Origin of the sequence: Streptomyces sp. NBC_00490 (assembly GCF_036013645.1) — a bacterium.
GTDB classification, from domain to species: Bacteria; Actinomycetota; Actinomycetes; order Streptomycetales; family Streptomycetaceae; genus Streptomyces; species Streptomyces canus_F.
In genome coordinates, this window is the sequence record NZ_CP107869.1 from 9,115,111 (window position 1) to 9,140,056 (window position 24,946).

Annotated in this window: 20 protein-coding genes and 1 pseudogene; 6 read left to right on the forward strand and 15 right to left on the reverse strand. The window is 72.4% G+C overall.

Going from position 1 to position 24,946, the window contains the following annotated elements; translation table 11 throughout:
• The first annotated feature begins 61 nt into the window (after positions 1-61).
• Complete coding sequence (locus OG381_RS41610) at positions 62-526, forward strand: hypothetical protein (protein WP_327721145.1); 465 nt, start codon at positions 62-64, stop codon at positions 524-526.
• Here the strand turns inward: OG381_RS41610 and OG381_RS41615 are convergent.
• From OG381_RS41615 to OG381_RS41640, 6 genes are all read right to left on the reverse strand, one after another.
• Entirely contained in the window at positions 523-720 is a 198-nt protein-coding gene (locus tag OG381_RS41615) for a CDGSH iron-sulfur domain-containing protein (protein ID WP_307022797.1), read from the reverse strand. The two genes, OG381_RS41610 and OG381_RS41615, sit on opposite strands and share 4 nt — an antisense overlap.
• Positions 721-790: 70 nt before the next feature.
• On the reverse strand, positions 791-1,804 hold the full coding sequence (locus tag OG381_RS41620; protein ID WP_327721146.1) for an iron-containing redox enzyme family protein: 1,014 nt from the start codon (positions 1,802-1,804) through the stop codon (positions 791-793).
• Positions 1,805-1,940: 136 nt separating this feature from the next.
• Complete coding sequence (locus tag OG381_RS41625; RefSeq protein WP_327721147.1) at positions 1,941-2,117, reverse strand: hypothetical protein; 177 nt, start codon at positions 2,115-2,117, stop codon at positions 1,941-1,943.
• Positions 2,118-2,149: 32 nt separating this feature from the next.
• The gene (locus OG381_RS41630; RefSeq protein WP_327721148.1) at positions 2,150-3,157 is read right to left on the reverse strand and encodes a Ppx/GppA phosphatase family protein; all 1,008 of its coding nucleotides are present in this window, start codon (positions 3,155-3,157) and stop codon (positions 2,150-2,152) included.
• A 27-nt stretch (positions 3,158-3,184) separates the two neighbouring features.
• Entirely contained in the window at positions 3,185-3,679 is a 495-nt protein-coding gene (locus OG381_RS41635) for a methyltransferase family protein (protein WP_327721149.1), read from the reverse strand.
• A 70-nt stretch (positions 3,680-3,749) separates the two neighbouring features.
• The gene (locus OG381_RS41640) at positions 3,750-5,252 is read right to left on the reverse strand and encodes an MFS transporter (protein ID WP_327721150.1); all 1,503 of its coding nucleotides are present in this window, start codon (positions 5,250-5,252) and stop codon (positions 3,750-3,752) included.
• Between the two features lie 227 nt (positions 5,253-5,479).
• Between OG381_RS41640 and OG381_RS41645 the strand changes: the two genes are divergently transcribed.
• Both OG381_RS41645 and OG381_RS41650 read left to right on the forward strand, forming a co-directional pair.
• Entirely contained in the window at positions 5,480-5,824 is a 345-nt protein-coding gene (locus tag OG381_RS41645; RefSeq protein WP_327721151.1) for an ArsR/SmtB family transcription factor, read from the forward strand.
• A gap of 5 nt (positions 5,825-5,829) precedes the next feature.
• Positions 5,830-6,357, forward strand: coding sequence for an SRPBCC family protein (locus OG381_RS41650; RefSeq protein ID WP_327721152.1), 528 nt, complete (start codon positions 5,830-5,832; stop codon positions 6,355-6,357).
• 4 nt (positions 6,358-6,361) lie between these two features.
• Here OG381_RS41650 and OG381_RS41655 read toward each other — a convergent pair whose 3' ends face one another.
• The 5 genes from OG381_RS41655 to OG381_RS41675 all read right to left on the reverse strand — a co-directional run bounded on the left by OG381_RS41655 (position 6,362) and on the right by OG381_RS41675 (position 13,400).
• Positions 6,362-9,178, reverse strand: a complete 2,817-nt coding sequence (locus OG381_RS41655; protein WP_327721153.1) for an NHLP bacteriocin export ABC transporter permease/ATPase subunit — start codon at positions 9,176-9,178, stop codon at positions 6,362-6,364.
• A gap of 1 nt (position 9,179) precedes the next feature.
• Complete coding sequence (locus OG381_RS41660; RefSeq protein ID WP_327721154.1) at positions 9,180-11,405, reverse strand: NHLP family bacteriocin export ABC transporter peptidase/permease/ATPase subunit; 2,226 nt, start codon at positions 11,403-11,405, stop codon at positions 9,180-9,182.
• A complete protein-coding gene (locus OG381_RS41665; RefSeq protein ID WP_327721156.1) occupies positions 11,402-12,208 on the reverse strand; it encodes an HlyD family efflux transporter periplasmic adaptor subunit in 807 nt (268 codons plus the stop codon). Before OG381_RS41665 ends, OG381_RS41660 begins: the two co-directional genes overlap by 4 nt.
• Positions 12,209-12,325: 117 nt before the next feature.
• Positions 12,326-12,541 carry a type A2 lantipeptide gene (locus OG381_RS41670; protein ID WP_327721157.1) on the reverse strand — a complete coding sequence of 72 codons (216 nt, stop codon included), beginning with the start codon at positions 12,539-12,541 and terminating at the stop codon, positions 12,326-12,328.
• A 445-nt stretch (positions 12,542-12,986) separates the two neighbouring features.
• The gene (locus OG381_RS41675; RefSeq protein ID WP_327721158.1) at positions 12,987-13,400 is read right to left on the reverse strand and encodes a PaaI family thioesterase; all 414 of its coding nucleotides are present in this window, start codon (positions 13,398-13,400) and stop codon (positions 12,987-12,989) included.
• A 189-nt stretch (positions 13,401-13,589) separates the two neighbouring features.
• Here OG381_RS41675 and OG381_RS41680 point away from each other — a divergent pair, with 189 nt between their 5' ends.
• Together OG381_RS41680 and OG381_RS41685 are read left to right on the forward strand one after the other, a co-directional pair.
• A complete protein-coding gene (locus tag OG381_RS41680) occupies positions 13,590-14,987 on the forward strand; it encodes a S1 family peptidase (RefSeq protein ID WP_327721159.1) in 1,398 nt (465 codons plus the stop codon).
• Positions 14,988-15,221: 234 nt separating this feature from the next.
• Positions 15,222-15,806 (forward strand): annotated as a pseudogene (locus OG381_RS41685) (LuxR C-terminal-related transcriptional regulator); the annotation flags it as partial.
• Here OG381_RS41685 and OG381_RS41690 read toward each other — a convergent pair.
• From OG381_RS41690 to lanKC, 4 genes are all read right to left on the reverse strand, one after another.
• The gene (locus tag OG381_RS41690) at positions 15,729-17,666 is read right to left on the reverse strand and encodes an ABC transporter ATP-binding protein (RefSeq protein ID WP_327721160.1); all 1,938 of its coding nucleotides are present in this window, start codon (positions 17,664-17,666) and stop codon (positions 15,729-15,731) included. The pseudogene OG381_RS41685 and the gene OG381_RS41690 sit on opposite strands and share 78 nt — an antisense overlap.
• Positions 17,663-19,351 (reverse strand): ABC transporter ATP-binding protein, encoded by a 1,689-nt coding sequence (locus tag OG381_RS41695; RefSeq protein ID WP_327721161.1) that lies wholly within the window; start codon positions 19,349-19,351, stop codon positions 17,663-17,665. The genes OG381_RS41690 and OG381_RS41695 overlap by 4 nt, the downstream gene beginning before the upstream one ends.
• Before the next feature lie 82 nt (positions 19,352-19,433).
• Positions 19,434-19,547 carry a SapB/AmfS family lanthipeptide gene (locus OG381_RS41700; protein ID WP_327721162.1) on the reverse strand — a complete coding sequence of 38 codons (114 nt, stop codon included), beginning with the start codon at positions 19,545-19,547 and terminating at the stop codon, positions 19,434-19,436.
• A gap of 59 nt (positions 19,548-19,606) precedes the next feature.
• Complete coding sequence (gene lanKC / locus OG381_RS41705; protein WP_327721163.1) at positions 19,607-22,189, reverse strand: class III lanthionine synthetase LanKC; 2,583 nt, start codon at positions 22,187-22,189, stop codon at positions 19,607-19,609.
• Between the two features lie 198 nt (positions 22,190-22,387).
• Here lanKC and OG381_RS41710 point away from each other — a divergent pair, with 198 nt between their 5' ends.
• Positions 22,388-24,844: a SpoIIE family protein phosphatase gene (locus OG381_RS41710; protein ID WP_327721164.1), complete on the forward strand. Its 2,457-nt coding sequence runs from the start codon at positions 22,388-22,390 to the stop codon at positions 24,842-24,844.
• The last annotated feature ends 102 nt before the right edge of the window (positions 24,845-24,946 follow it).

Below are 24,946 nucleotides of genomic sequence, written 5' to 3' on the forward strand. Positions count from 1 at the left end.
TAGAGTCACCGTGCCGCCCCGGCCCCCGGCTGCGCCGCTGTCGCGCCACAGGGGGTGAAACGTGGGTTCGCCGGTACACGCGTCCTCCGACGGGTCTCCGCTGCTCACCCAGTTCGGGCTGCCGGCACCCGCGCTGGAGATGGAGTTCACGGCGCACTTCGCCCGTCGCGGCGGCGAGGTGGCGGCAGGCGCGGCGACGGCCGCGGTCACCGGGGTCGTCGAGGCACCGGCGTGGTTCCTGGCCTCCCTGCTCGACGCCGGCCGGCGGGTGAGCAGCTGTCTGCTGGCCCGGACGACGGCGGACGTCTGCCGGATCATCCTGACGGCGGACGGCGGCGGCATCAGGGTGGCGGGCACGGACGACGTGCTGATCTCCCAGGACCGGGTCCACCACGACGGAACGACGAAACTGCCCCTGCTGGGAGAGGTCGACGGACTGCGGATCCATCGCGGCTCCGAGGGGCGGATCTGGGTGGTGTGGGAAGGGCACTGGTGCCCGGCCGGTGACCCGCGGGGCGGAGCCTAGGAGCGCTCGCGGTGGCTGGTGTCGCACCAGGGATAGCGGCGGCTGCGGCGGCAGGTGCACAGGGCGACGCGGAAACGGTCGGAGGAGACCGTGGTCCCGTCCTCCAGCTCCACCTCGACGGGGCCGTCCATCAGCAGCGGACCACGGCGTTCCAGCCGGACGCGGCAGGGCGGATCAGCGGGTGACTTCGGCACGGACCACCACCACTTCCTCGTCGTCGACACCCGGTGGAACCGGCGTCATGCGGCTCGGGTACCCCGGCATTCAGGAGATATGGGAGGTTTCGGAATCGAGGGGTGTCCGCAGGGACGACCGGCCCGAGCGCCAGGCGGCCAGGAGGTGGTCGGCGAAACGGTCCTCGAGGTGCCCGGTGGCGTCGACGCCGAAGGCCACGTCGGACGCCAGGTGCGGCTCCTCGGCGAGCAGCCCGCCGATGATCTCGTGGCGGACGACCTGCTCATGGACCGCGTCGGCCTCGACATGCTCGTCGTAGAAGTGCTCGGCGGCCGCCCCGGCGCCCGTGCGGCGCATGGCCTCGGCCAGTCGTCGGGAACCCGGCGAGGAGGAGACCTCCACCGCCGCGAAGTGGCCCACGAGGGCGCCCCGCAGGGCTCGGTGCAGACCGAAGAGGGACATGAGGTTCACCGTCGCCAGGACCTCCGCGCAGGCGGCGTCCAGGTAGTGCCCGTACGTCGTCTCCAGGCCCAGGTCCGTCATCAGGTCCGCGAACAGCTGTGCGTGCACCCGGTCGGGGCGGCCGCCGCCGTACTCGTCGAACTCGACCGCCGCCATGCCCGCCTTGGCCCGCCCCCACAGCCGCGGCAGCACCCAGGCATGGGGGTCGGCCTCCTTGAGGTGGTACAGCGAGCGCTGGGCCGCGTACTCGCGCAGCTGCCACAGTTCGCCCTCGTCGCGCAGATAGTGACTGGTGCCCGTGCCGTCGACGGGCTCGACGAGGAGTTCCCCCAGGGCGTCCTCGACGCTGTCGTGCACCGGGGTGTCGGCGCGCAGTGCCGTCAGGAAGCGGTGTTCCAGTGCGGCCCGGGTGCGCAGCAGGGCCGGATCCCACTCGGAGTCAGGCGAGACGCCCGCGAAGCCCCGGTAGTGCAGCTCGTAGCAGAGGTAGAGGGCGAGCTGGAGGTCGTCGCCGTAGACGGGCGCGCGCGCCACGTCGGCGTCGCCCGGCAGGGGTCCGGCGTCCAGCAGATACTCCGAGACGGCTGCGGAGACCGGCCCCCGGGAGGGGGGCAGCCGTGGTCCTTGGGGGTCCTGTGCCATGCGCCCCGGGTACCCGGGAGGCACGAGGTCATCCGTCCGTGGCGGGCTGGCCTGCGGGTTGTGTCGTGGCGGCCCTCCCGTACGGCGTGGCGCGGGCCCCGTGACTCCTGTCGGGCCCGCCGTCCGTGCGGTGCCGTCAGTCGCCGGTGGACTCCTCCTGGGCGCGGGTGTTGGGCGTGATGGCGTCGCCCGCCTCACCCCGGCGCCGTCGCTGCTCCTCGGAGTCCGAGGTGCGCCGCTCGGCCTTCTCGGCTTCCTGGAGGACTTCCTCCAGAGCGGTCTCGGGGCGCTTGCTGTCGTCGGACTGGGACATGATGTCTCCTTTCGCGGCGGTGCTCGCCTTGGTCAGTTCCGCGCGGCTGCGATACGCAGGGGCATGGGTCCCTGGGGGGTGTCCTCCTCCTCGAGGCGGCTGACCTCGGTCCACCAGGAGGGGCCGTCCTCGATGCGGCGCAGCAGGACGCCCTCACGTATCGCCCATGGGCACAGGGTGACCGTCTTGATGCCGGTCAGCTTCATCGCCGTGTGCCCGACCACCGCGCCGGCCAGGCTCTGGGCGGCGCGCGGCGCGGAGATGCCGGGCAGCCGGGAGCGTTCGGCGGCGGGGAGTGCGGCGAGGCGGACGATCGCCTCCCGCAGGTCCGAGCGGTGCAACCGGCGTTCCGTGAAGGGCCCGTGCCGTCCGGGCGGGGCCCCGCACAGTCGCCCCAGCTGCTGGAAGGTGCGGGAGGTGACCACCGCGGTGTGCGGCCCCTCCCAGCGGATCCGGGCGGCGACGTCCCGCAGTTGGTGGCGGACCCGGCGGCGCAGCGCCCGCACCAGGTCCGGCGTCGGCTGGTCCTGGCCCTCGAAGAACTCATGGGTCAGCCGTCCCGCGCCCAGCGGCAGCGAGGCCACGAAGTCCGGCAACCGGCCTCGCCCGAAGGCCACTTCGAGCGAGCCGCCGCCGATGTCGAGCAGGGCCAGCGGACCCGAACGCCAGCCCATCCAGCGCCGCGCCCCGAGGAACGTGAGCTCGGCCTCCACTTCGCCCGGCAGGGTGTACAGCCCGACTCCGGTGCGCGAGCGCACCTCGCGCAGTACCTCACTGCGGTTGGAGGCGTTGCGTACCACGGCGGTCGCGAAGGCCTGCGGGGGTGCCGCGCCCCACTTCGCCGCGGTCCTGCTCGCCTCGGCCACCGCCACCACGAGCCGTTCGACGGCCCCCTCGGGCAACGGGCCGCCGGGGCTGACCTGTTCGGAGAGTCTCAGGCGCCACTTCGCGGTGTGCACCGGCAGTGGCACCCCGCCCTCCGCGTCGGCCACCACCAGCCGGACCGTGTTCGAGCCCACATCCATCACGCTGAGTCGCATGAGGTCGTGAGTACCCGTTTGAGGGCGTCACTCACCGTGCCAGGGTGTGAGCCGGGACAACCAGCCAGGCACGGCACCGCGGTAACGCGCGTACTGTGCGCCGAACCGGTCGGCGAGCGCGGGCTCCTCGTACCACCGCGCGAACGCCCACATCAGCGCCCAGGCACCGGCGCCGTAGCCGAACAGCACCGGCCGGGCGAGCAGCAGACCCTGGCCGCCGATCGCCGCGACCACGGCGACGTACATCGGATTGCGCACATGCCGGTACAGCCCGCCCACCACCAGGTGCTCGGTCGGCGCGACCGGCGCCGGCGTGCCCAGGCCCTCGCGCACGAACCGCACGAAGGCGGCCGAGACCACGGCCGCGCCCGCGAGGAGCGGAAGCAGACCGAGCAGACGGACGGTCAGCCACCAGTCGCCGGACCGCCAGTCGGTCAGCCACCACGGCAGCAGCCCGGCCACCGTGCCGGGCGCGAGCGCGAAGAAGACCGTGCTGCCGAAGGCCGCCGCCGGTGTGCGCATGCCGCCACCATGACAGCGAGGAGGGGCCGCCGTCTCCCTGCAGACGGCGGCCCCTCGGTTCAGGTGGCGGTCACATGTGGACGACGGGTGCGGCGTCCGCGTCCTGCTCCGGAACCCCGCGCCGGTAGAGCAGGAAGGCGATCAGCGCACCGGCGGCGAAGAAGCCCGCCGACCACCAGAAGGCGGTGGTGTAGCTCTCGATCGTCGCCTGCGCCTGGACCAGCTTGCTGCTCGCGTCCTTGCCGGCCAGGTAGTCGGTCGCGGCGCTCGCGGCCAGCGTGTTCAGCAGCGCCGTACCGATCGAACCGCCCACCTGCTGCATGGCGTTGACCGTGGCGGAGGCGACGCCCGCGTCCTCGGCCGCCACCCCGCTGGTGGCCAGCTGCATCGCCGCCGGCATGACCAGACCGAGACCGGCGCCGATGATGATCAGCTGGGGCAGCACGGCGGTGAGATAGGCGGTGTCGTTGCCGATCCCGGTCAGCCAGGCCATGCCCACCACGGAGATCGCGAAGCCCAGCGGGACGACGGTCTTCGGGCCGATCCGAGGCACCAGCACGGTCGTGCCGAGCTGAGCCATCACCATCAGCGCGGCCACCATGGGCAGGAACGCCACACCGGTCTTGGTCGGGCTGAATCCCAGGTTGAGCTGGAGGTAGTAGGTGAGGAAGAGGAAGACGCCGAACATGCCCGCGCCGGAGATCAGCACCGCGAAGAAGGAGGCCGCGCGGTTGCGGTCGAGCAGGATGCGCAGCGGCAGCAGCGGGTGCGCGGCCTTGGTCTGCCACCAGGTGAAGGCGGCCAGCAGCACACCGCCGGCGATCAGGAAGCCCCAGGTCTCGGGCGAGCTCCAGTCATGCGTCTCGGCGTTGGAGAAGCCGTAGACCACGGCGAACAGGCCGGCGGCGACGAGGATCGTGCCGGGCACGTCCAGCTTGGAGTTGGCGGCGTCGCGGTGGTTGTTGAGCAGGAACCAGCCGCCGACGAAGGCGACCACGGCGATGACGACGTTGACGTAGAGGGTCCAGCGCCAGTCGAGGGCGTCGGTCAGGACGCCGCCGAGCAGCAGACCCACCGCGCCGCCCGCGCCGGCGATGGCGCCGTAGACGCTGAACGCCTTGGCGCGCTCCTTGGCATCGGTGAACGTCGTGTTCAGCAGCGAGAGCGCGGCGGGTGCGAGCAGCGCGCCGAAGGCACCCTGGAGGGCGCGGGCGGTGACCAGCATCTCGAAGTTGGTGGCGGCACCGCCGAGCGCGGAGACCGCGGCGAACCCGACGACACCGATCAGGAAGGCCGGCTTGCGGCCGAAGAGGTCGGCGATCCGGCCGCCGAGCAGCAGCAGGGAGGCGAAGGCCAGCGCGTACGCGGTGACGATCCACTGCCGGTTGCCGTCGGAGAACCCGAGGTCGGCCTGGGCCGAGGGAAGGGCGATGTTCACGATGGTCGCGTCGAGGACCACCATCAGCTGCGCGAGGGCGACGACCGCGAGGATCCACCACCGCTTGGAGGTGGCCTCGTGTGACGCTTCGAGCCCGCCTGCCTCGGCGTTCTCGGTCAGGGTCTTCTGGGACATGGCGGAACCACTCCAGGGAAGTCGTTCGGATTTTACGAAGTCGTAAACGAAACTGTTTCGTACACCTTGAGGCTAGAGCACTTTTAGCGAAACGGCAAAGTTTCGATGAGCGGCGCAGCTGATTGTGATCAGCGCCACTTCGGGGTCGACGACGCGCGTGCGGGCGACAAGCCTCCGGCGTTCGGTATGCCTTGACTGGCATATAACTGTGGAGGCATATTGGAGTCATGTCCGACGCCGCGCTCTGGACCGCGCTCGCCGATCCCCACCGGCGGACCATCGTCGCGCTGCTCCTGGAGCGGCCGCGGTCCGTCGGGGAGATCGTGGAGGGATGCGGTCTGAGCCAGCCGAGCACCTCGAAGCATCTGAAGGTGCTCAGGCAAGCGGGTCTGGTCCGGGTCCGCCAGGACGCGCAGCGCCGCGTCTACGCCCTCGACCCGGCCCCGATCGCCGCACTCGACGCCTGGCTGGCCCCCTACCGCAGGCTGTGGAACACCAGCCTGGACGCACTGGGCCGCCGCCTCGACGAGACCGCGCCGGACGCCCCCGAGGAACCCTCTCCGAAGGACTGATCCCCATGTCCGCAGACCTCACCGGCACCTATCTGACCCTGGACGACGGTCGCCCGGCCGTCCGCTTCAGCCGTATCTACGACCATCCCGTCGAGCGCGTCTGGCAGTTCGTGACCGACACCGACGAACTCGCCCACTGGTTCCCGTCCCGCGCCGAGATCGACCCACGTCCCGGCGGGGAGATCACCTTCAGCGGCGACCCGAACATGGCGGACTCCACCGGCCGGGTCCTGTCCGTCGACGCGCCCCGGCACCTGTCCTTCGAGTGGGGCGGCGACGAACTCCACTTCGACCTGGAGGCGCTGGACGACAAGCGCACCCGCTTCACGCTCACCAACGTGCTGAGCGAGGCGAACACCGCCGCCCGAAACGGCGCCGGCTGGGAAGTGTGCCTCGCCGCCCTCGACGCGCACGCGCGCGGAGCGGACTTCGCCGGACCGCACGCCGGAGTGGACGCGCCCTGGAAGGAGTTCTACGACGGCTACCTCGAGGCCGGCGTCCCCTCTGGGGCCCCCGTACCCGGCCTCGACTGACCCCTCACGCCAGCTGCCGGCGCACCAGCTCGTGCAGTCGCCCGCCCGTGTCCGCGAGCAACTGCGCGGGCGGCCCCTGCTGGGCGACCTTGCCGTCCTCCATCACGATCACACGGTCGGCGTCCAGCACCGTCGAGAGGCGGTGCGCGATGACGATCCGGGTGGCGTTGAGGGCCTTGGTGGACTCGATCACCCTGCGCTGTGTCTCGTTGTCGAGGGCGCTGGTCGCCTCGTCGAAGAACAGGATGCGCGGCCGGCGGATCAACGCCTGCGCGATCATGAGCCGTTGGCGCTGGCCGCCGGAGACCGCGCCGCTGCCGGAGACGATCGTGTGCAGCCCCATCGGCATCCGCTTGATGTCCTCCGCGAGCCCCGCCATCTCGGCCGCCACCATGACCTCCTCCGGCGTGAACGGCTCGGTCCCGCAGATGACGTCCATGATCGAGCCGTTGAACGGCTGGGCGTGCTGAAGCACCACCCCGCACTGCCGGCGCACCGCCGACTGGTCGAGCGCCGCCAGGTCCTGACCGTCGTACAGCACACTGCCCGAGACCGGCGGATCGAAGCCGATCAGCAGCCTGAGCAGCGTCGACTTGCCGCAGCCGCTGGGGCCGACGACCGCCACGAACTCACCGGGGCGCACCTCGAACGACACGTCGTCCAGCACGAGCGGGCCGTCGTCGGAGTAGCGGAAGGACAGCCTGCGCGCCTCGATCCCGCCGGACAGCGGACCCGGCCGGGTGGTGGCCGTGCGCACCTCGGGGGCGGCGTCGAGGACCGGCTTGATCTCCTCGAACAGCGGCAGCGCGCCCACCGCCGAGACGAAGGAGCCGGTCAGCTGGGTGACGGAGGTCAGCACCATCGTCACCGAGGTGTTGAAGGTGAGGAACGCCGCCGCCGACATCGAACCGCGTGCGGGGCCGGCGAGCAGCATGAACATCAGCAGGGTGCAGACGGGCAGATAGACGGCGCCCATCACCGTGGTGAGGTTCTTGATCCGGCCCACCTTCTGCTGGAGCTCCCGGCTGCGCGCGAACTGCGAGGCCCAGGCCGCGTACGCGTAGTTCTCGGCGGCCGCGACCCGCAGCTTGGGCAGCCCGCGCAGGGTCTGGAAGGCCTGGTTGTTCAGCTTGTTGCCGAGCACCACCAGGCGCCGCTGCCAGCGCACCTGCCACAGCCCGAGCCCCAGGAACACCCCGGCGATCACCACGAGCATGCCGATCGCCGCCATCGCCATCGAGGCGCTGTACCAGAACAGCAGCCCCAGGTTCATCGCACCCACGGTCACCGACTGGGCGACGACGGGCCCCACCCCCGCCAGCAGCCGGCGGATCGAGCTGATCCCCATCGCCGCGCTCGCCAGCTCACCGGTCGAGCGCTCGGTGAAGAACTTCGTCGGCAGCCGCAGCAGCCGGTCCCACACCGCAGGTTGGAGGGTCGCCTCGATACGGCCCTCCAGCCGCAGGATGGTCAGGTTCTGCAGCAGCATGAACGCGGCCGCGACGAAGCTGCTGATCATCACCGCGAGACAGACCTGCACGATCAGGTTCGTCTGCGCCTTCGGCACGAACTCGCCCAGGATCTTGCCGGTGGCGATCGGCACGATCGCCCCGATCGCCACCGTGACGAGCCCGCTGAGCAGGAGGTTCGTCAGGTCCCCGCCCATGCCCTGCATGCTGAACCGCAGCAGCCGGAGCGGAGTGAGCCGCCGCTCGGGCAGCGGCCGGTAGAACATGACGGCCCGCGGCTCGAACTCCTCCGCGTTGGCCTTCTCGACCGGCGTCTCACGGCCCGTCGCCGGATGCACCGCCACATAGCCGCCGCGCCGCCACAGCAGCGCGACCGGCGCACCGGACAGCGCGCGATGGCCCACCAGCGGGCCGACGTTGTCCCGCCACCAGCTGCCGTCCAGACGCACGGCCCGGGCCCGTATGCGGGAGGCCAGCGCGATCTGCTCGACCGGGTCGAGACGGTCGCTGCCGGTGCCGCTCTGCGCCGGGTCGGCGAGCGTGATCCCGGCGGCCTGGGCGACCAGTCTGCACGCCGCGTAGGAGGCGTCCGCGTCGGCGGGCGTCGTGCGCTTGCCCGAGGACTTGCCGATCGACGCGAGCAGGGTCCGGTCGGCCTGGGCGCGGACCGCCTCACCGGCCTTGATGCCCTCGGCCGTCCGGTTCTCGTGGGTGCGTTCCAGCTGCTCGATCCAGCGGTCCAGCGTGGTCAGCAGCCGGTACTGCTGGTCGACCATGCTCTGCCAGACGACGGGATCCATCAGCAGATCGGCGGCCGCGTCGGCGCCGTACAGCGATCCGTACTGCACGCTGCCCGGCGGCACCTGCATCCAGAAAACGTCGTCGTCCGTGACTTCGGCGGCCCGCTCGCTGGCCATCGGCGCCTGGAAGAGGATCGAGAGGCTGCGGCCGACGCCGAGGGCCAGGGCGTACTCCAGCGGGCTCGTCGTCGGCGGTACGTACTGGGGGTTGCCGTACTCGTCGTAGGACCAGGTCTGGGTGTTCGCGGGCTGGTACAGCTCCCGCAGCCCGATGCGGTGGACCACGCAGTCCCTGAGCGGGCGGGCGACCAAGGTGTGCTGAGGGCCGGGGCCGGGGCCGAGGATCAGGGAGCCCGCCTCCAGGCGGCCCAAGTGGTGCCAGTGGCCCTGCTGTTCGACGTCCACCGCGAACAGGTCCACGGCTCCGGACGCGACCAGCCACAGCACCTGCGGGCCTTCGAGGTCGAGGCGGTTGAACCCCGAGCAGTCGATGGGGGTGCCCATGGCGCCGAGGGCGGTGAGGACGACGTCCCCTTCGTGTGCGGTCGTCATCTCATCGCTCCCTGACCAGCGCCGCGTACGCACCGCCGCGCGCCACCAGCTCCTCGTGCCGCCCGCGTTCCACGATCGTGCCGTGCTGGAGTACGACGATCTCGTCGCTGTCGCGCACGGTGCTGAGCCGGTGCGCGATCACCACACACGCACAGCCGCGCCTGCGGAGGTTGTCCATCACGATCTGCTCGGTCTCCGCGTCCAGCGCGCTCGTCACCTCGTCCAGCACCAGAATGCTGGGACGGCGGACCAACGCCCTGGCGATCTCCAGGCGTTGGCGCTGGCCGCCGGAGAAGTTGCGCCCGTCCTGCTCGACCCGGCTCTGGATGCCGCCGGGGCGGCGCATCACCACGTCGTACAGCGCCGCGTCCCGCAGCGCGTCGACCACCGCCTCGTCCGGGATCGACGGGTCCCACAGCGCCACGTTGTCGCGGATCGAGCCCTCGAAGAGGAAGACGTCCTGGTCGACGAAGGAGACGGAGGAGGCGAGCGCCCCGCGCGGGATGTCCTCCAAACGCTGTCCGTCGATGCGGATGACGCCCTCCCAGGCCGTGTAGAGGCCCGATATCAGCCGGGAGACCGTGGACTTGCCGCTGCCCGAACCACCGACGAGGGCGACCTGCTGGCCCGGGCCGACGGTCAGGTCGAAGCCGGTCAGCAGGGGCTTGTCGAGCGGGTTGTAGCCGAAGGTGATGTTCTGCAGCTCGACATGGCCGTGCAGACGGCGTGTGGAGTCACCGGCGCCCTGGCGGCCGTAGAGCGGGTCCGCCTGGAAGTTCTCCACGTCCTTGAGACGGGCCACGTCCGCCGCGAAGTCCTGGATGCGCCCGGCGACTCCGTTGAGCCGGGTGATCGGGGCGGTGAAGCGGGTGACCAGCGCCTGGAACGCGACCAGCAGACCGACCGAGATACCGCCCTCCACCGCGCGCATGCCGCCGATCCACAGGATCAGCGCGCTGTTGAGCGAGGCCAGTGTCGGGGCGACCACACCCAGCCAGGCGCTCGGCACGCCGAGCCGCTGCTGCTCCTCCAGCGTGGTGGCGTGCTGTCCGGCCCACTTGCGGAAGTAGCCGTCCTCGCCGCCGGTCGCCTTCATCGTCTCGATCAACTGCAGGCCCGTGTAGGCGGTGTTGGTGAGCCGGGCGCTGTCCGCGCGGAGTTTCGCCGTACGGGTGGCCCGCAGCCGGATGACGACCCGCATGGCGACGACGTTCAGCAGGGCGACGCCGATGCCGACGAACGTGAGCTGCGGATCGTAGGTGTAGAGCAGCAGGGCGTAGAGCACGACCACCACCGCGTCCACGCCCGCCGCCGCGAGGTCGCGGGCCAGCGTCTCGGACACGGCGTCGTTGGACTGGAGGCGCTGCACCAGGTCGGCCGGGCTGCGCTGGGAGAAGAACGTCACCGGCAGCCGCAGCAGATGGCGCAGGAAGCGGGCGCTGGAGAGCGTGGAGGAGATGATGCGGCCGCGGAGCAGGTTCGCCTGCTGCAGCCAGGTGAGCACGAGAGTGAGCAGCACGCACGTCCCCATCGACGCGAACAGCACGCCGAGCAGGGAGGTCTGCCCCCCGATCAGGAACATGTCGATATAGGTACGGCTCAGCGCGGGCACCGCCGCGCCGACCAGTACCAGGAGCAGGCTCGACAGCACGGCGGCGGGCATCGTGCCCGCGGTGCCGCGCAGCCGGGCCGGCATCGCGCCGAGCACTCCCGGTTTGCGCCCGCCCCGGGTGAAGTCGTCGCCCGGCTCCATCACCAGGACGACACCGGTGAAGCTGGAGTCGAAGTCCTCCATGGGCACGAACCGGCGGCCCTTGCCGGGGTCGTTGATGAACACCCCGCGGCGGCCGAAGCGGCGGCCCATGCCGTCGTAGACGACGTAGTGGTTGAACTCCCAGAACAGCACGGCCGGCGTCCTCACCTCGGCGAGGGCGGCCGTGTCCATCTGCATGCCCTTGGCGGTCAGGCCGTAACTGCGGGCCGCCTTGAGGAGGTTGCTCGCGCGGGAGCCGTCGCGCGAGACACCGCACGCGATGCGCAGTTCCTCCAGCGGGACGTGCTTGCCGAAGTGGCCCAGCACCATCGCCAGCGAGGCGGCACCGCACTCCACGGCCTCCATCTGGAGGACGGTGGGCGTGCGGACGGTCTTCACCCTGCCCTTGGGGACGGGCCGTTTGGGCGGCGGGGTGGCGCGGCGTCTGCTGCGGGTGTCCTGTGCGGTGCTCACGGCAGCAGCCAATCGACGGGGCGCTGGTCGGCCAGCCGGATCGAACCCGTGGCCACGGTCATGGAGGTCAGGGTGAAGGGCGGCCCGTCCTTCGAGGACCACTGGTAGCCGCTCTTGGTGCCGGAGGCCTTGTCCAGCTTCACCAGGACGGCCACCGGCCTGCCGTCCTTGGTGAACTGCTCGCCGAGCTGGCTGTCCCCGAGGAACGCGGAGATCTGCTGCGCCGACTGCGCGGAGCGGTCCACCGACTTCACGTGGCCGCGCAGCACGCCGTACTCCTGGGTGGGCACCGAGGAGACGGTCAGGTCCACGGCGGCGTGCGCGGGGATGGAGGCCGCGTTCTCGGCGGGCACGTACACGGTGGCGTAGAGGGGGTCCTTGGTGTGCGCGACCTTCTCCACGGCGGCGACGTTCGCCCCTGTCTGGATGATCTGCCCGATGGTCGCGGCCAGCGCGGTGACCCGCCCCGCGGCGACCGAGCGGACCACGGAGGCGCCCTGGGAGGTACGGACCTTCAGTACGGGGGAGTTGGCCGGCAGCTGCTCGCCCTCCTTGGCGAGGACCGCGGTGACCTGGCCCGCGACCGGGCTTTGCAGGATGTAACTGCCCTGCCCGTGGGTGAGGATCGCGGGCGCGCTCACGGTGGAGGCGACCGAACCGGTCACCGCCCACACGGACGCGGCGGCCATGACGACCACGGTCACGGAGAGCGCGAGCCAGCCCTGGGGGCGGGCGAAACGCACCGGGAGGTCGAGCTCCTCCGGTGACTGGAGCTTGGCGAGGGCCTGTTGGCGGAACTGCACGGGACTTTCCCCCACCTGAAAATGACAGTGGACCGGCTCCTGGGAGCCGGTTGCTTCAGGGCATCCGTGAGTCCCGGAGCCGGGAAGCGGCTCCGGGACTCAGGACACAAGGTGCGATCAGAGACCGGCGACCAGGTTCGTGACCGGGGCCACGGAGAGGCCGGTGACACCCTCGACGGTGCCGACGGCCGTGTCGACCAGGCCGGAAACCGGGGCGACGCCGTCCACCAGGCCGGTGACGGTGCCCAGGGCGTTCAGCTGCAGGCCGCCGGAGACGTTGTCGAGCTCCGCGTCGGAGATCTCGACGGTCTCAACCTGGGGGGTGGAGTTCATGATGGAACTTCCCTTCATATGGGTATTCACAAGGGGGAGCGGTGACCCCTCTGGGGACGGCCGCGACCGCAGGCGCCCAGCGCCCGTTTCCGAAGCCCTGTGCGGCTCCTGCGGTGCGATGGATCAAAGCACGCGGCGGCCGTGCCCTTCCAATCAACCCATGGCCTCACCAGGCAACTTGAGCCCCACGAGCACCGAACCGTGCAGGACTGCGCACGGCGCGGTGGCGACTTCTTCACACCTGGCGCGCGTTCCGTTCATACGCGCCCTTGCGGCCCGGGAAGCGAATCCGACACTCCCGCCCCAATGACGTACGGGGCCGCGCGGGCTTGTGCAGAACCACCGCGCCCGGTGACCTCGGTGAGTATGGGATGTGCAGATTCCCTGAAGCCAGGATTCGGCGCGCAGTTCGGAACGGACCGTCGCCGACCGGTCGCGGACCGTGTCAGCCCAGCAGCGCGTACACCGTGCTCGCGCGGGCCGCGAGTTCGCCCGACTCCGCGTCGGTCATCGTGATGTCGGCGAACGCCATACGCCGGCCCAGCTTGGTGACGACCGCCTCGATCAGGACATCTGAACCGGCCACCGCACGCTGGAACGACGTCGACTGCTGCACCGTCGTCATCGGCCCGTAGGCGCCGCGCGCCGCCGAGACCGCGATCACCGTGGCCGTGTCGGCGGCGGCCATCAGCGCCTGTCCCGACAGGGCCCCGCCCTCCCGCGACAGACGGTCCGACCAGGGCAGACGCAGGGTGGCGCGGTGGTCGTCCAGGGCCTCGACCGACAGGCCCAGTTCAAGGACCCAGGGGGCGAAGTTGTCGGCGAGGATCTTGTCGGCTTCGGCGGTGGTCATCGTCATATAAGGGATTGTTCCCGCTCCCCGCCCGCCGGACGCGGAGCCTGGCCGATTCGCGGTTGCGTAAAGAGATTGCCTGCAAACGGAATTGAACGCCCCACGTGACTCCTGCGTACCCACTGCCATCCAGGCGCCCCGACAAGCCGCCGACGACCGGCGGCACTGACCCCGTCCTTCAGGAGGTCGAGTAGTTTGAGTCACAAGCGAATTCCGAAGCGCAAGGCCGCGATCGCAGCGGGCGGCGTGGTGGCGCTCGGAGCAGCCGCAATTCTCCTGCCGCAGGCGAACGCCAACCAGGACGGCTCCTCGGGCCAGACCGCAGCACCCAAGACCCTCAAGGCATCGGACGCCTCGGATCTCGCCTCCCAGCTCGCCGACCTGCTCGGCGAGTCGTTCGCCGGTTCGTACTACGACACGGACCAGCAGCAGCTCGTCGTCAACGTCGTCCCGGGCGACAACAACAATGTGATCGTCCAGGCGAAGAAGGCCGGCGCGCAGATACGCGAGGTCGACAACAGCCTCGCCGAACTGGCCGCCGGCGCGCAGACGCTGAAGTCCGACGCGACGATCCCGGGCACGGCCTGGGCCGTGGACCCCCGGACGAACAAGATCCTCGTCACCGCCGACAGCACGGTCACCGGCGGCAAGTGGGACCAGCTGGAGTCGACCGTCCAGACCCTCGGCTCCGGCATGGCGACCATCAAGAAGTCGGCCGGCACCTTCAAGACGTTCCTCTCCGGCGGCGACGCCATCTTCGCCGGCGGCGCCCGCTGCTCGGCGGGGTTCAACGTCACCGCGGGCGACGGCACCCCGGCCTTCCTGACCGCCGGTCACTGCGGGGTCGCGGCGGCGGAGTGGTCCGACGCGGACGGCGGCGCGCCGATCGCCACCGTCGACCAGGCCACGTTCCCCGGTGACGGCGACTTCGCACTCGTCAAGTACGACGACCCGGCGACCGTCGCGCCGAGCGAGGTCAACGTCGGTGACCAGACCGTCGCGATCTCCCAGGCCGCGGACGCCGCGGTCGGCCTCCAGGTGTTCCGGATGGGCAGCACCACCGGTCTCAACGACGGCCAGGTCCTCGGACTCGACGCCACAGTGAACTACCCGGAGGGCACCGTCACCGGGCTCATCCAGACCAACGTCTGCGCCGAACCCGGCGACAGCGGCGGCTCGCTGTTCACCCAGGACGGCCTGGCCATCGGCCTGACCTCCGGCGGCAGCGGCGACTGCACGGTCGGCGGCGAGACCTTCTTCCAGCCGGTCACCACCGCCCTGGAGGCGGTCGGCGCGACCCTCGGCGCGGGCGACGCGGCGGGCGGCGGCGAGGCCGGCGCGGGTGACGAGGCCGGTGCCGGTGCCGGTGAAGAGGCCGGAGCGGGTGCCGGTGAAGAGGCCGGAGCGGGCGAGGAAGCGGGCGCGGGCGAGGAAGCCGGTGCCGGTGAAGAGGTCGGCGGCGAAGCGGTCGGCGGCCAGGAGGCCGGTGGCGAAGAGGTGGGCGGCGAAGAGGTCGGCGGTCAGGAGGTCGGCGGCGAGGACGCCGGCGCGGGCGCGGAGGACGGCTCCTCCGGTCAGACCGAGACCCACTGACCCACAGCCCCGCAACGCCCGACCAGCAACCCACGGACACGGTCCGGCCCTCCGGCGGGAGGGTCGGACCGTTCGTGCGTCCCGGCACCACGGCGAACGCCGGCGCTTACCCCCTCGGCCCCCTCCCATGCCCCCACAGTCGAAGCGCGCGGCGGCGTACGGGCTCCGGAAGTGCGCCCCCACGCACCCTGTTGGCCGGTTCTTCGCGCCCGGGAAAGGTGCGGGTCGCGAACAATGGGGCACGCGCTCCTCACCCCATGGAACCGGCGCACAGTGAGTCGAAGGGACGGGCAGTTGATCCGGGTTCTTCTGGTGCACGACGAGTGTCTGGTCAGATCGGTTCTGGCGGAGTGGCTGCGCCGGGAGCCGGACCTCGGGGTGTTCGACGCCCCGTGGCGCAACGCACCGAACCGGCTGCGAACCGTGGCGCCGGACGTCTGCGCGGCCGACCTGGAGTGCTCGGACACCTACGGCATACCCCCACTGCGCGACCTGGGCGCCCGCCAGTCCGACGCGCCACCGCCCCGCCTCCTGGTCCTGGCCAGCGCCAACCGGCCGGGGCTCCTGAAACGCGCGGCCGAGGCCGGAGCGCTCGGCTATGTCGACAAGGAGGGCTCACCGGAACGCCTGGTGCGCGGCATCCGGCGGGTCGCCGAAGGGAAACGTTTCGTCGACGACTCACTGGGCTTCGGCTTCCTCAGGGCCGCCGAAATGCCGCTGACCAGACGGGAGTTGAGCGTGTTAGGGCTGGCCGCCGAGGGGGCCTCCATCGCGGAGATCGCGAGGAGCCTGCATCTGTCCCACGGGACGGTGCGCAACTACATGGCGGCCATCACCCGCAAGACCGGGGCCCGCAACCGCGTCGACGCGATCCGGATCTCCCAGGGCGAGGGCTGGCTCTGACGGCACGGGCGTCCAACTGCCCACGAGATCCCGGTAGAGCGCCGAGCGCCGCATGAGCTCGCCATGCGTCCCGTACGCCGTCTCCCGCCCGTCCATGACCAGGACCCGGTCCGCGCGACGGGCCGAACTCATGCGGTGCGCCACGACCACCAGGGTGCCGCCGGGCCGCTCGGCGAAGGCCCGCTCCGCACGCTCCTCGGCCTCCGGGTCCAGATGGCAGGTCGCCTCGTCGAGCAGGACGAGCGGGGCGTACGACAGATAGGCGCGGGTCAGCGCCACGAGCTGCCGCTCGCCATCGGAGAGCGCGGTCGGATCGACCGTCGCGCGCGGTCCGCCGAGCGTCTCGAGCAACGGCAGGAGTCCCACCGCCCCGGCCGCGGCGAGCAGTTCCGCCTCGGGCACGGGGTCCGGTCGCAGGTGTCCGAGGTTCTCGGCGAGGGTGCCGGTGTGAACGTAGGCCTGCTGCGGGATGAGCACCCGGCACGCGGCCGCCTCCGCCCCGGGCACGGGGTGCCCGCACACCCGGACCGAGCCCTTCGTGGGCTCCAGCAGCCCGGCGACCAGTGCGGTGAGCGTGGACTTCCCGATGCCGCTCGGGCCCACGACGGCGAGGTGGGCGCCTGGGGCGAGGGTGAGGTGGAGGTCCTGGACGACGGGGGCGGCGGCGGGGCCGTAGGCGAAGGTGAGCGAGGTGACGGAGAGGGCGGGGGCGTCGGACGGGTCGCCGGAGGGGCGGGGGAGCCGGGCGGGCGGCGCGCCGCCGGTCCGCGGCGGCCCCTCGGACGGTTCGCGCGCGCTGCCCGCCGTCGCACCGGTCTCCCGTGTGCTGTCGCGGAGCAGTCGCCGCACCACGACCACCAGCCGCGATCCGCTCGTGCCCAGCCCGTGCACCAGGTTGCTCAGGGCGGGCAGCAGCGACTGGGTGACATAGGCGAGGGCGCCGACCAGGGCGCCCGTGGTGACGCCGTTGCGCAGCAGCCAGGGCGCGGTGGCGAGCAGCAGCACGATCGGCACCTGGCCGCCGACCGCGAGGGACACCACGCGCAGCACACCCCAGCGGGCCAGGGAACTCGCGGCCCGCAGTTCGGCGTCGACCCGCTCCCCGGTGCCCTCGGCGACCTGTTCCTCCGCACCGGCCGCCGTGATGTCCCGCAGCCCCGGGCAGACGGCACCGAGCCGCTCCGCCAACTCCTCGTCGGCGACGAGGAACGCCTCCTGACGGCGGGCCAGCGGCCGCAGCGTCGCCGCGAACAGCACCACCCCGGCGAGCAGCGGGATCCCGACCACCACGAGGAGCAGCGGGGCGAGCGAGAACAGGCCGACGAGGGCGCCGGCCGCGGTGAACACGAACGAACGCGACACCATCACCAGGCCGGCGAACGTGTCCCGCGCGATCTCGGCCTGCTGGGTGAGCCCGGACAGCGCCCCGGCGTCCCCCTCCCGGACCCCGCGCGCGACGACCCGCGCCACCAGCCGGTCCCTGAGCGGTTCGACGAGCGCGGCGACCGCGGCGTACACCCGCACCGTGCCGTACGCCCCGACGAGGACACCGAGCCCGGCCACTCCCAGCCACACGAGTCCCGTGCCCACCCGTCCCGCCAGGAACCCCTCGTCCAGGGCGCGGGCGGGCGCGTACCCGGTGAGGAAAGTCTGCCCCGTCTCCAGCACGGACCAGGCCCCGAGCCGCAGCACGACCCGCCACCGCTCCCACAGAAAACGCAGACCGGGACGCAGAACCCTCTCCGCCGGCTGCGCTCCGGCGCTCCCGCCCTTCACATCCCCTCCCCGCCCGCGAACACCGCCCGGTACCCCGGCATCCGCCACAACTCCTCGTGCGGTCCGACCGCCCGGATCCGTCCCGCATCCAGCCAGGCCACCGCGTCCGCGCGGGCCGCCGTCGACGCTCGGTGGGCGATCAGCAGCCGGGTGCCGTCCGTGCCGGCGCCCACCAGGGACTCGGTGATCCGGGCCTCCGTCACCGTGTCGAGGCTGGACAGGGCGTCGTCGAGGACGAGGAGGCGGCCGCCGTGGGCGAACGCCCGGGCCAGACCCAGGCGTTGGGACTCGCCGCCGGAGCGCGGGGCGTCGGCGCAGCGGGTCGCGTACCCGGCGGGGAGCCGGCTGACGAAGTCGTCCGCGTGGGCCGCGCGGGCCGCTTCCCGGATCCGGGCGGGGGAGGGGGCGGTGAGGCCGAGGCCGATCTCCTGCGCCAGGGTGCCGCCCAGCAGGGCGGGTCGTTCGAAGGCGTGGCCGATCGCCCGGCGCAGCTCGTCACGGGTCAGCTCCCGCAGCGGCACCCCGTCGAGCAGGACCTCCCCGGCGTCCGGGTCGGCGAGGCGGCCGGCGAGCGCCGCCAGCAGCGACTTGCCCGCGCCGGACCGGCCGACCACGGCGAGGGTCGTCCCACCGGGCACGACGAGGTCCACGCCGTCGAGCACGGCCCGTCCGCCGCGCCGGGCGGTGACACCGCGCAACTCCAACCGGCCGGGGCCGCAGGGCAGTCGGCGTTCGCCGTGCTCAGGGGCGGGCTCCGCGAGCACCTCGGTGAGCCGTCCGGCGGCGGCCCGGGCGCGGGCCAGGCCCGCGAGCTGTCCCACCAGGACACCGACGCCGGTCGCGAGCACCGCGTAGCGCGAGGCCGCGAGCACCTCGCCCACCGTCAGCCGGTGCCGGGCGAGCAGGACGCCGGCCACGGCGACGACGCCGAGCTGGAGCAGCGGTGCCACGGCGACGGACTGGCCGGCCGCCCGGCCCTGCACCCGCCACATGCGATGCCCGGCCGAGGAGAGTTCGGGCAGCGGTCGCAGGATCCGCGCCGTCTCGCGGTCCGCCGTCCCGGCCGCCGCGATCGTGCGGTGTCCGCCGACGGCCTCGGAGAGCGCCGCCGCGATCCGCCCCTGCGCCTCCTGGTAGCGCGTCACGCATTCCCGGGTGTCGCGGGCGAAGGCGCGCAGCAGCAGCGCCAGGACCGGTGCTCCGGCCAGCCATACGGCCGCGAGCCACGGATCGATCAGGGCGAGGGCGACCAGGCCGCCGACCGGTCCGGCCAGCGCGGAGAGCAGGGCGGCGCGGGAGGTCGGCGCGGTGCCGGCCTGCGCGGCGTTGCCGACGAGCCGGGCGACGAGATCGCCGGGTCCGAAGCGGGCGGTGGCGCGCGGTCCGACGGCCAGGACATGAGCGGTGAGGCGCCGGCGCAGCCAGGCGGTGGTGCGGGCGTCGACCGTGCCGCCGAGCACGGTCTCGCAGGCGTCGAGGAGAGCGATCAGCAGGACGAGTGCGGCGCAGTACAGCACCCAGCGGGTCGCCGGGTCGTGCGCGAGGAGCAGGTCCAGGGTGCGGCCCAGCGCGGCGGGCAGCAGCAGCGCGGCGCCGGTCGCCGCCGTGCTCGCCAGGCACAGGGCCAGCCAGCGGGCGGGGGCCGGACCGAACGGCCCGTGCGGCGTGCCGACGTTCTCAGCCATGTCACCCCTCGATGTGCGGGGCTCCGGGCGGCCTCTCCCTCGCGGGAGCGGCCGCCCGGATCCTAGATACGCAGGGTGCTCGTCAGAGACAGAGCGTGACGCTCGCGGCGCTCACGCAGGACAGCAGGCTCAGGGTGCTGTTGCCGCCGCCGGTGAGCTCGTCGGACTCCATCGTCTGCAGGTCGAGAAGTGCCATGTCGCTTCCTTCCATCGGTGTCGTCCACCCGTGGGGACGGGGTTGGGTTCACGGCTCCGTCAGTTCGCGGAACCGCGCTGTGGGGGCCGCCCGAGCGGCGGCAGGAACGGCAGGTGCGCGTGCGTACCGCTGTCGAGGGCCGCGCCGAGCGCGAGCAGGCACCCTGCCGTTCCGGTGCCCAGGTCCATCGACAGCCGCATCATCTGGTGTCCGGGGAAGGCCAGTTGGCCCTGGTAGTCCATCGCGAACCAGCCGAGCCCGGCGATCTGGCCGGCGAGCCGCGCGTCGCCGGTGCGGGCCAGGTGCAGGATCAGCCCGGCACGGCCCTGGAAGAGGCCGGGCTGCACATAGAAGCGGCAGGTGGCGGCCGTCAGGATGCCGTCTCGCGCGTGGACGAACTCCTCGCCGGGGCCGTCGGCATGGGCGAGGTAGTCGTCCAGGACCATCCCGATGCCCGCGCTGCCGTCGCCGAGATACGGCAGCGTGCGCCAGCCCTCGTCGACCTCCATCGCACCGCCCTCGCGGGTCGCGCAGCACTCCAGGTCACGCCGCAGCGCCACCTCGGCCGCCGCCAACAACCGCTGTTCACCGGTGTGTTCGTACTGCCGCAGCAGGAACAGCGCGGCCCCGCTCGCACCCCGCAGCAGTCCGGCCCGTCGCCGCCGGGGCGCGTCTGGGACCGGCTCCGCGAGACGTCGTACGAGGATGTCGGCGGCCTCCGCGGCCCGGTCCCGCAGCTCCGCCTCGCCGGTCGTGCGGGCCAACTCGCCCAGCACCAGGCCGAGTCCGGCCAGCCCGCCGTGCAGGTCGGAGGAGAGGTTCTGCCAGCGCTCGGCGAGGATCGAGTCGGTCAGGTCGAGCGCGCGCTGGCGGTGCCCGAGCCGGTCCAGGACGTGGGCGACGCCCGCGAGCCCGTCGTAGAGGCCCAGCGGTGTGCCCCTGGGCGGCGGCGCGGTGCGGGCCAGGAGCCAGCGTTCGCCCTCCTCGTACCGCTCGGCGCCGATCGCGTCCAGCGCGTACAGCACCCCGGCCGCGCCGTGCGCGAGGCCCAGGCCGCCGCCGTCGGAGAACTGCGCGATGTCGCCGGGGAAGAGCCGGTCCTCGCGCTCCGGGGTGGCCGAGGCGAGGATCGCCTTGACCATCGAGTCGCGGCTGAACGGCCAGTCGCCCGGCTCCACGTAGGACGGCGCGCGCACCGGCGTCTCCCGGGTGATCTCCGCGACCGCCTCGTCGAGGAACTCGCGCGGCACGTCCGGGAACTGACGGGTGATCACCTCCGCCAGATGGGCCGCCTTGCCGCGGTCGACCACGAACAGCGTGGTGACCGGCAGGAACAGCGCGAGCCGCAGGCACGCCAGCGCGTACCGGTCGACGTCGATGCCGGTGCGGTCCGGCGGAGCGAAGAACCCGGGGTGGGCGACCACTTGTCGGCCGTTCTCGCTGACGGGCGCGGCCGCCTCGAAGTCGAGCAGGGACACCGACTCCTCGTCCGGGCCGACCATGATGTTGAAGACGTGCAGGTCGTTGAAGACGATCCCGCGCGCGTGCACCGCCGCCACCGCCCGCTCCACGGCCCCGTGGATGCGCACCGCCCACGCCGTGTAGTCCGCCACGGCCTTCGGATCGGGATCCGGGGTGAGCAGCGGGTGCCGCTCCGCGAAGAACGAGTTCAGCGGGCGCCCTTCCAGGAAGTCCATGACGAGGAACCGGTGGTCACCGAGCGTGAACCAGTCCCGCACCTCCGGCACCACACCCGTCCCCGCCACCTGTTCCAGGGCGTACTTCTCCCGCTCCAGCCGCGAGATCGCGTCCGCCCCGTCCGCGGCCAGCCCCGCGTGCGGCCGCCCCTCCTTGAGGACGACCTTGCTGCCGTCCCGGGTGTCGGTGCCCGCGTACACCCCGCCGCCGTTCGAGAAGTGCAGCGCCTTCTCGATCCGGTACGGCAGGTCACCCACCGTCGTCGTGTTCCGCGCCGCCAGATGCGGCTCCAGGAACGCCGGCAGCGTCACCCACTCGGGCACCTGGAAGGACGGCGCCCGCCGGTCCGGGATCAGCTTCCCCGCGCCGTCCCGCACCGCCGGCACCAGCGAGCCCCGCTCGTCGACCACGAAGGTGCGGGCGAACGCGCCGTAGCGGACATAGAGCGGGCCGTCGTACCAGCGCAGATCGGTGAGGATGTAGGGCCCCTCGAAGCCTTCGAGGAGCTTGCCCAGCTCACGCAGGACGGTGTGCAGCTGCTCCTCGTCGGCCGGGTAGATCGTGACGAACTTGCCGCTGGTGTCGCGGCCCGCGTACTTGGTGTTGCGCAGGTGCAGCAGATGCGGTCCCGGGACGAACTTGAACGCGATGCGCCGCGGCACGCAGTAGTCCCACACGATCGCCGCGATCCGCTCGGCGTTCGCCCGGGTGGCCGAGGCGTGGATCTTCCATCCCTGGGCCGGCCCCGGCGCGGGGGCGCCGTCCGCGCCGAGCGGTGTCAGCGCCAGCCAGTCGCCGATCCGCGAGGCGTCCCAGCCGCCGGGCACCTCGCGGCGCGCCGTCTCGTACTGGGGTGCCGCCTCCGTCACTCCCGCGGACAGCCGGTCCGGCGTCTCGTAGAAATGCCGGTCGGCGAGCGCGTACACCTCGTACCGCTTGTCCATACGACCCCCTCCGTGGCCCGGCATCGAGCTTCCTGCGGGGACGGTGGGCACGGACAGTCATGCCTGTCACGAGCTCACCGTGCGAAACGCATGGGTCAAGACTTGTTCGGTGGGTTTCGAGCGTGAGCACCCCGGAGCCACCGCGGGAACTCCACGGAACGGTCACAGGGGCTGCGCGGGTGTCTCATAAGCGCTGTAATGGCGGACGTGGTCAGTGAGGGCGCCGCGGGACGCAGAACGGGAACCCCGCGTGCCGAAATCGCCCTCAAAGCGGTCACGGCCGATCCGGGCTCACCCGAGCGGCTGCGGCGCGTCCTGGAGCAGGTGCTCGTCTTCGCCAGGGCCTCCTTCGCCGCCGTGTACACGCCGAGCCCGGACGGCGAGCTGCTGTGCCTGGCGGAGTCGGTCGGAGTGCCGCGGACCCTGTACGGCGTACGCGACGGCTATCCCGCCTCCGGACGGTCCCCGGTGGCCGACGTCCACCGCACCGGCAAGGCCGCCTGGCTCGGCCCCGAGGAGCTCGCCGAGGCCGCCGAGGCGCGGCGCACCCCGGCGGGGGACTTCTGCCTCGCGGCCCTGCCCGCCCGCGGGGGCGGCGGCGGGGGCTGTCTGGTCGCGGTGAGTGAGCGCCCCGAAGGCTTCGACGCCGACGACCGCGCATGCCTGGAACTCATCGCCGACGCGGTGGCCTACTCCGCTCCGGCCCGGCCCGCCGAGGGCGAGGAACTGCCCGCCAACGCGTTCACCCTCGCCATGGACACCGGACGCGTCGAGGTCGGCGTCGACATCCTGCAACTGTTCCGCATGGGCCGCGAGGACTTCGACGGCCGGGTCGAGACCCTGCTGGCGCTGACCGTGCCCGAGGACCTGCCCTCCCTGATGTCGGTCGTCGAGGCCGACCACATGTCCATCGGCGAGCGCGAGCTGGAGTTCCGGGTCCTCCAGCCCACCGGACCACCCAAATGGCTCAGACTGCGCGGCCGCCTCCTGCCGGGCGGCGAGGGCCGCCCCGCCCGTCTGGTGGGCACCGTCGCCGACGCCTCCACGCTGCGCTCCGACGTCACCGACGTGGCCCGCGTCCAGCGCCTGGCCGCCGCCCTGGCCGCCGCCGGCACCGTCCGTGACGTCAGCCAGGCCGTGGTCGCCGCCCTGCGCAAGCCCCTCCAGGCCGACCGCATCGCGCTCGCCGAGCTGGAGGGCGACCGGCTCATCGTCACCGTCCTGGACCCGCCCGAGGCGGAGTCCTGGCCCGAGCTGTGGCGCCTGGAGTGGCGCACCGAGTGGCCCGACGCGCCGGTACGCGCCATGCCCACCCTCGCCGCGGCCCTGAGCGAGGGCCGCGCCCACATCTGGCCCGCCGGCACCGCCCTGGAACCCGCCCTCGCCGAGGTCGGCCCCGGCGGCCTCGCCGTGCTCCCGCTGCCTGGCGGGGGCCGCATGGTCGGGGCCTGTCTGATCGGCTGGGACACCCCGCACGACTTCGGCCCCGACGAACGCGCCCTGCTCACCGCCTCCGCCGGTCTCGCGGGCCAGGCGCTGATGCGCGCCCACGCCTTCGACGCCGAACACGAACTCGTCGGCATGCTCCAGCGCCAGCTGCTGCCGCGCCGCCTGCCCAAGCTGCCCGGCGCGGTCGCCGTCGCCCGCTATCTGCCCAGCACCACGGGGCTGGAGCTGGGCGGCGACTGGTACGACGTGATCCCGCTGCCCGACAACCACGTGGCCCTCGTCATCGGCGACGTCCAGGGCCACAGCGCGGCCGCCGCCACCCTGATGGGCCAGATGCGCACCGCCCTGCGCGCCTACGCCGTCGAGGGGCACCCCCCGGACGTCGTCGTCTCCCATGCCAACCGGCTCCTCATGGACATGGAGACCGACCTCTTCGCCACCTGCTGCTATGTCGACGTCGATCTGGAGGAGGGCTCCGCCTGGTACGTGCGCGCCGGACACCTGCCGCCGGTGCTGCGTCACCCGGATGGCGGTACCGAGATCGTCGAGGCCGAAGGGGGCCCTCCCCTGGGTGTGGTCATGCAGGCGGACTTCCCGATGACCCCGCTCAGACTCCAGCCCGGCACCCTGATCGCCCTGACCACCGACGGCCTCGTGGAGTCCGTCGACTCCGACATCGACGAGGGCATGGACCGCTTCGCCCAGGGGCTGTCCGCCTCCGACCCCGCCCACCTGGGCCTCGTCGCCGACGCCCTGCTCGGCAACGCCCGCCGCAGCGACGACGTCGCCCTGCTCCTCATGCGCTACGACGGCATGGCCACCCGTCCGCAGCGCGAGAGCTGGACGGTCTGGCGCGTCCCCCAGGCCGTCGGACACGCCCGGCGCTTCACCCGGCGCACCATGCGCGCCTGGGGCGTGCCCGACGACGCCCTGGACACCGTGCTGCTCGTCGTGTCCGAGCTCGTCACCAACGCCCTCGTGCACACCGACGGCCGGGTCCGTCTCGAACTCACCCTCGTCAACGACCGGCTGCGCGTCGCCGTCGCCGACTCCTCGCCGCGCACCCCCGCGAGGGCGACGCGTATCGGCTGGGAGGCCACCGGCGGGCGCGGCATCCTCCTCGTCGAGGCCATGTCGGACGTCTGGGGGACGCTGCCGGTCAGCGGGGGCAAGCAGGTGTGGAGCGAGATCTCACTGGAGCGGTGAGTGCCGGCCGGCGCCGACGGACACCCGGCGCCCGACAACGCCGAGCACCCGTGCAGCAGAAGGAAGATGAACCCCGCGGTGGCCGCGCGCATGCCCGGCCGC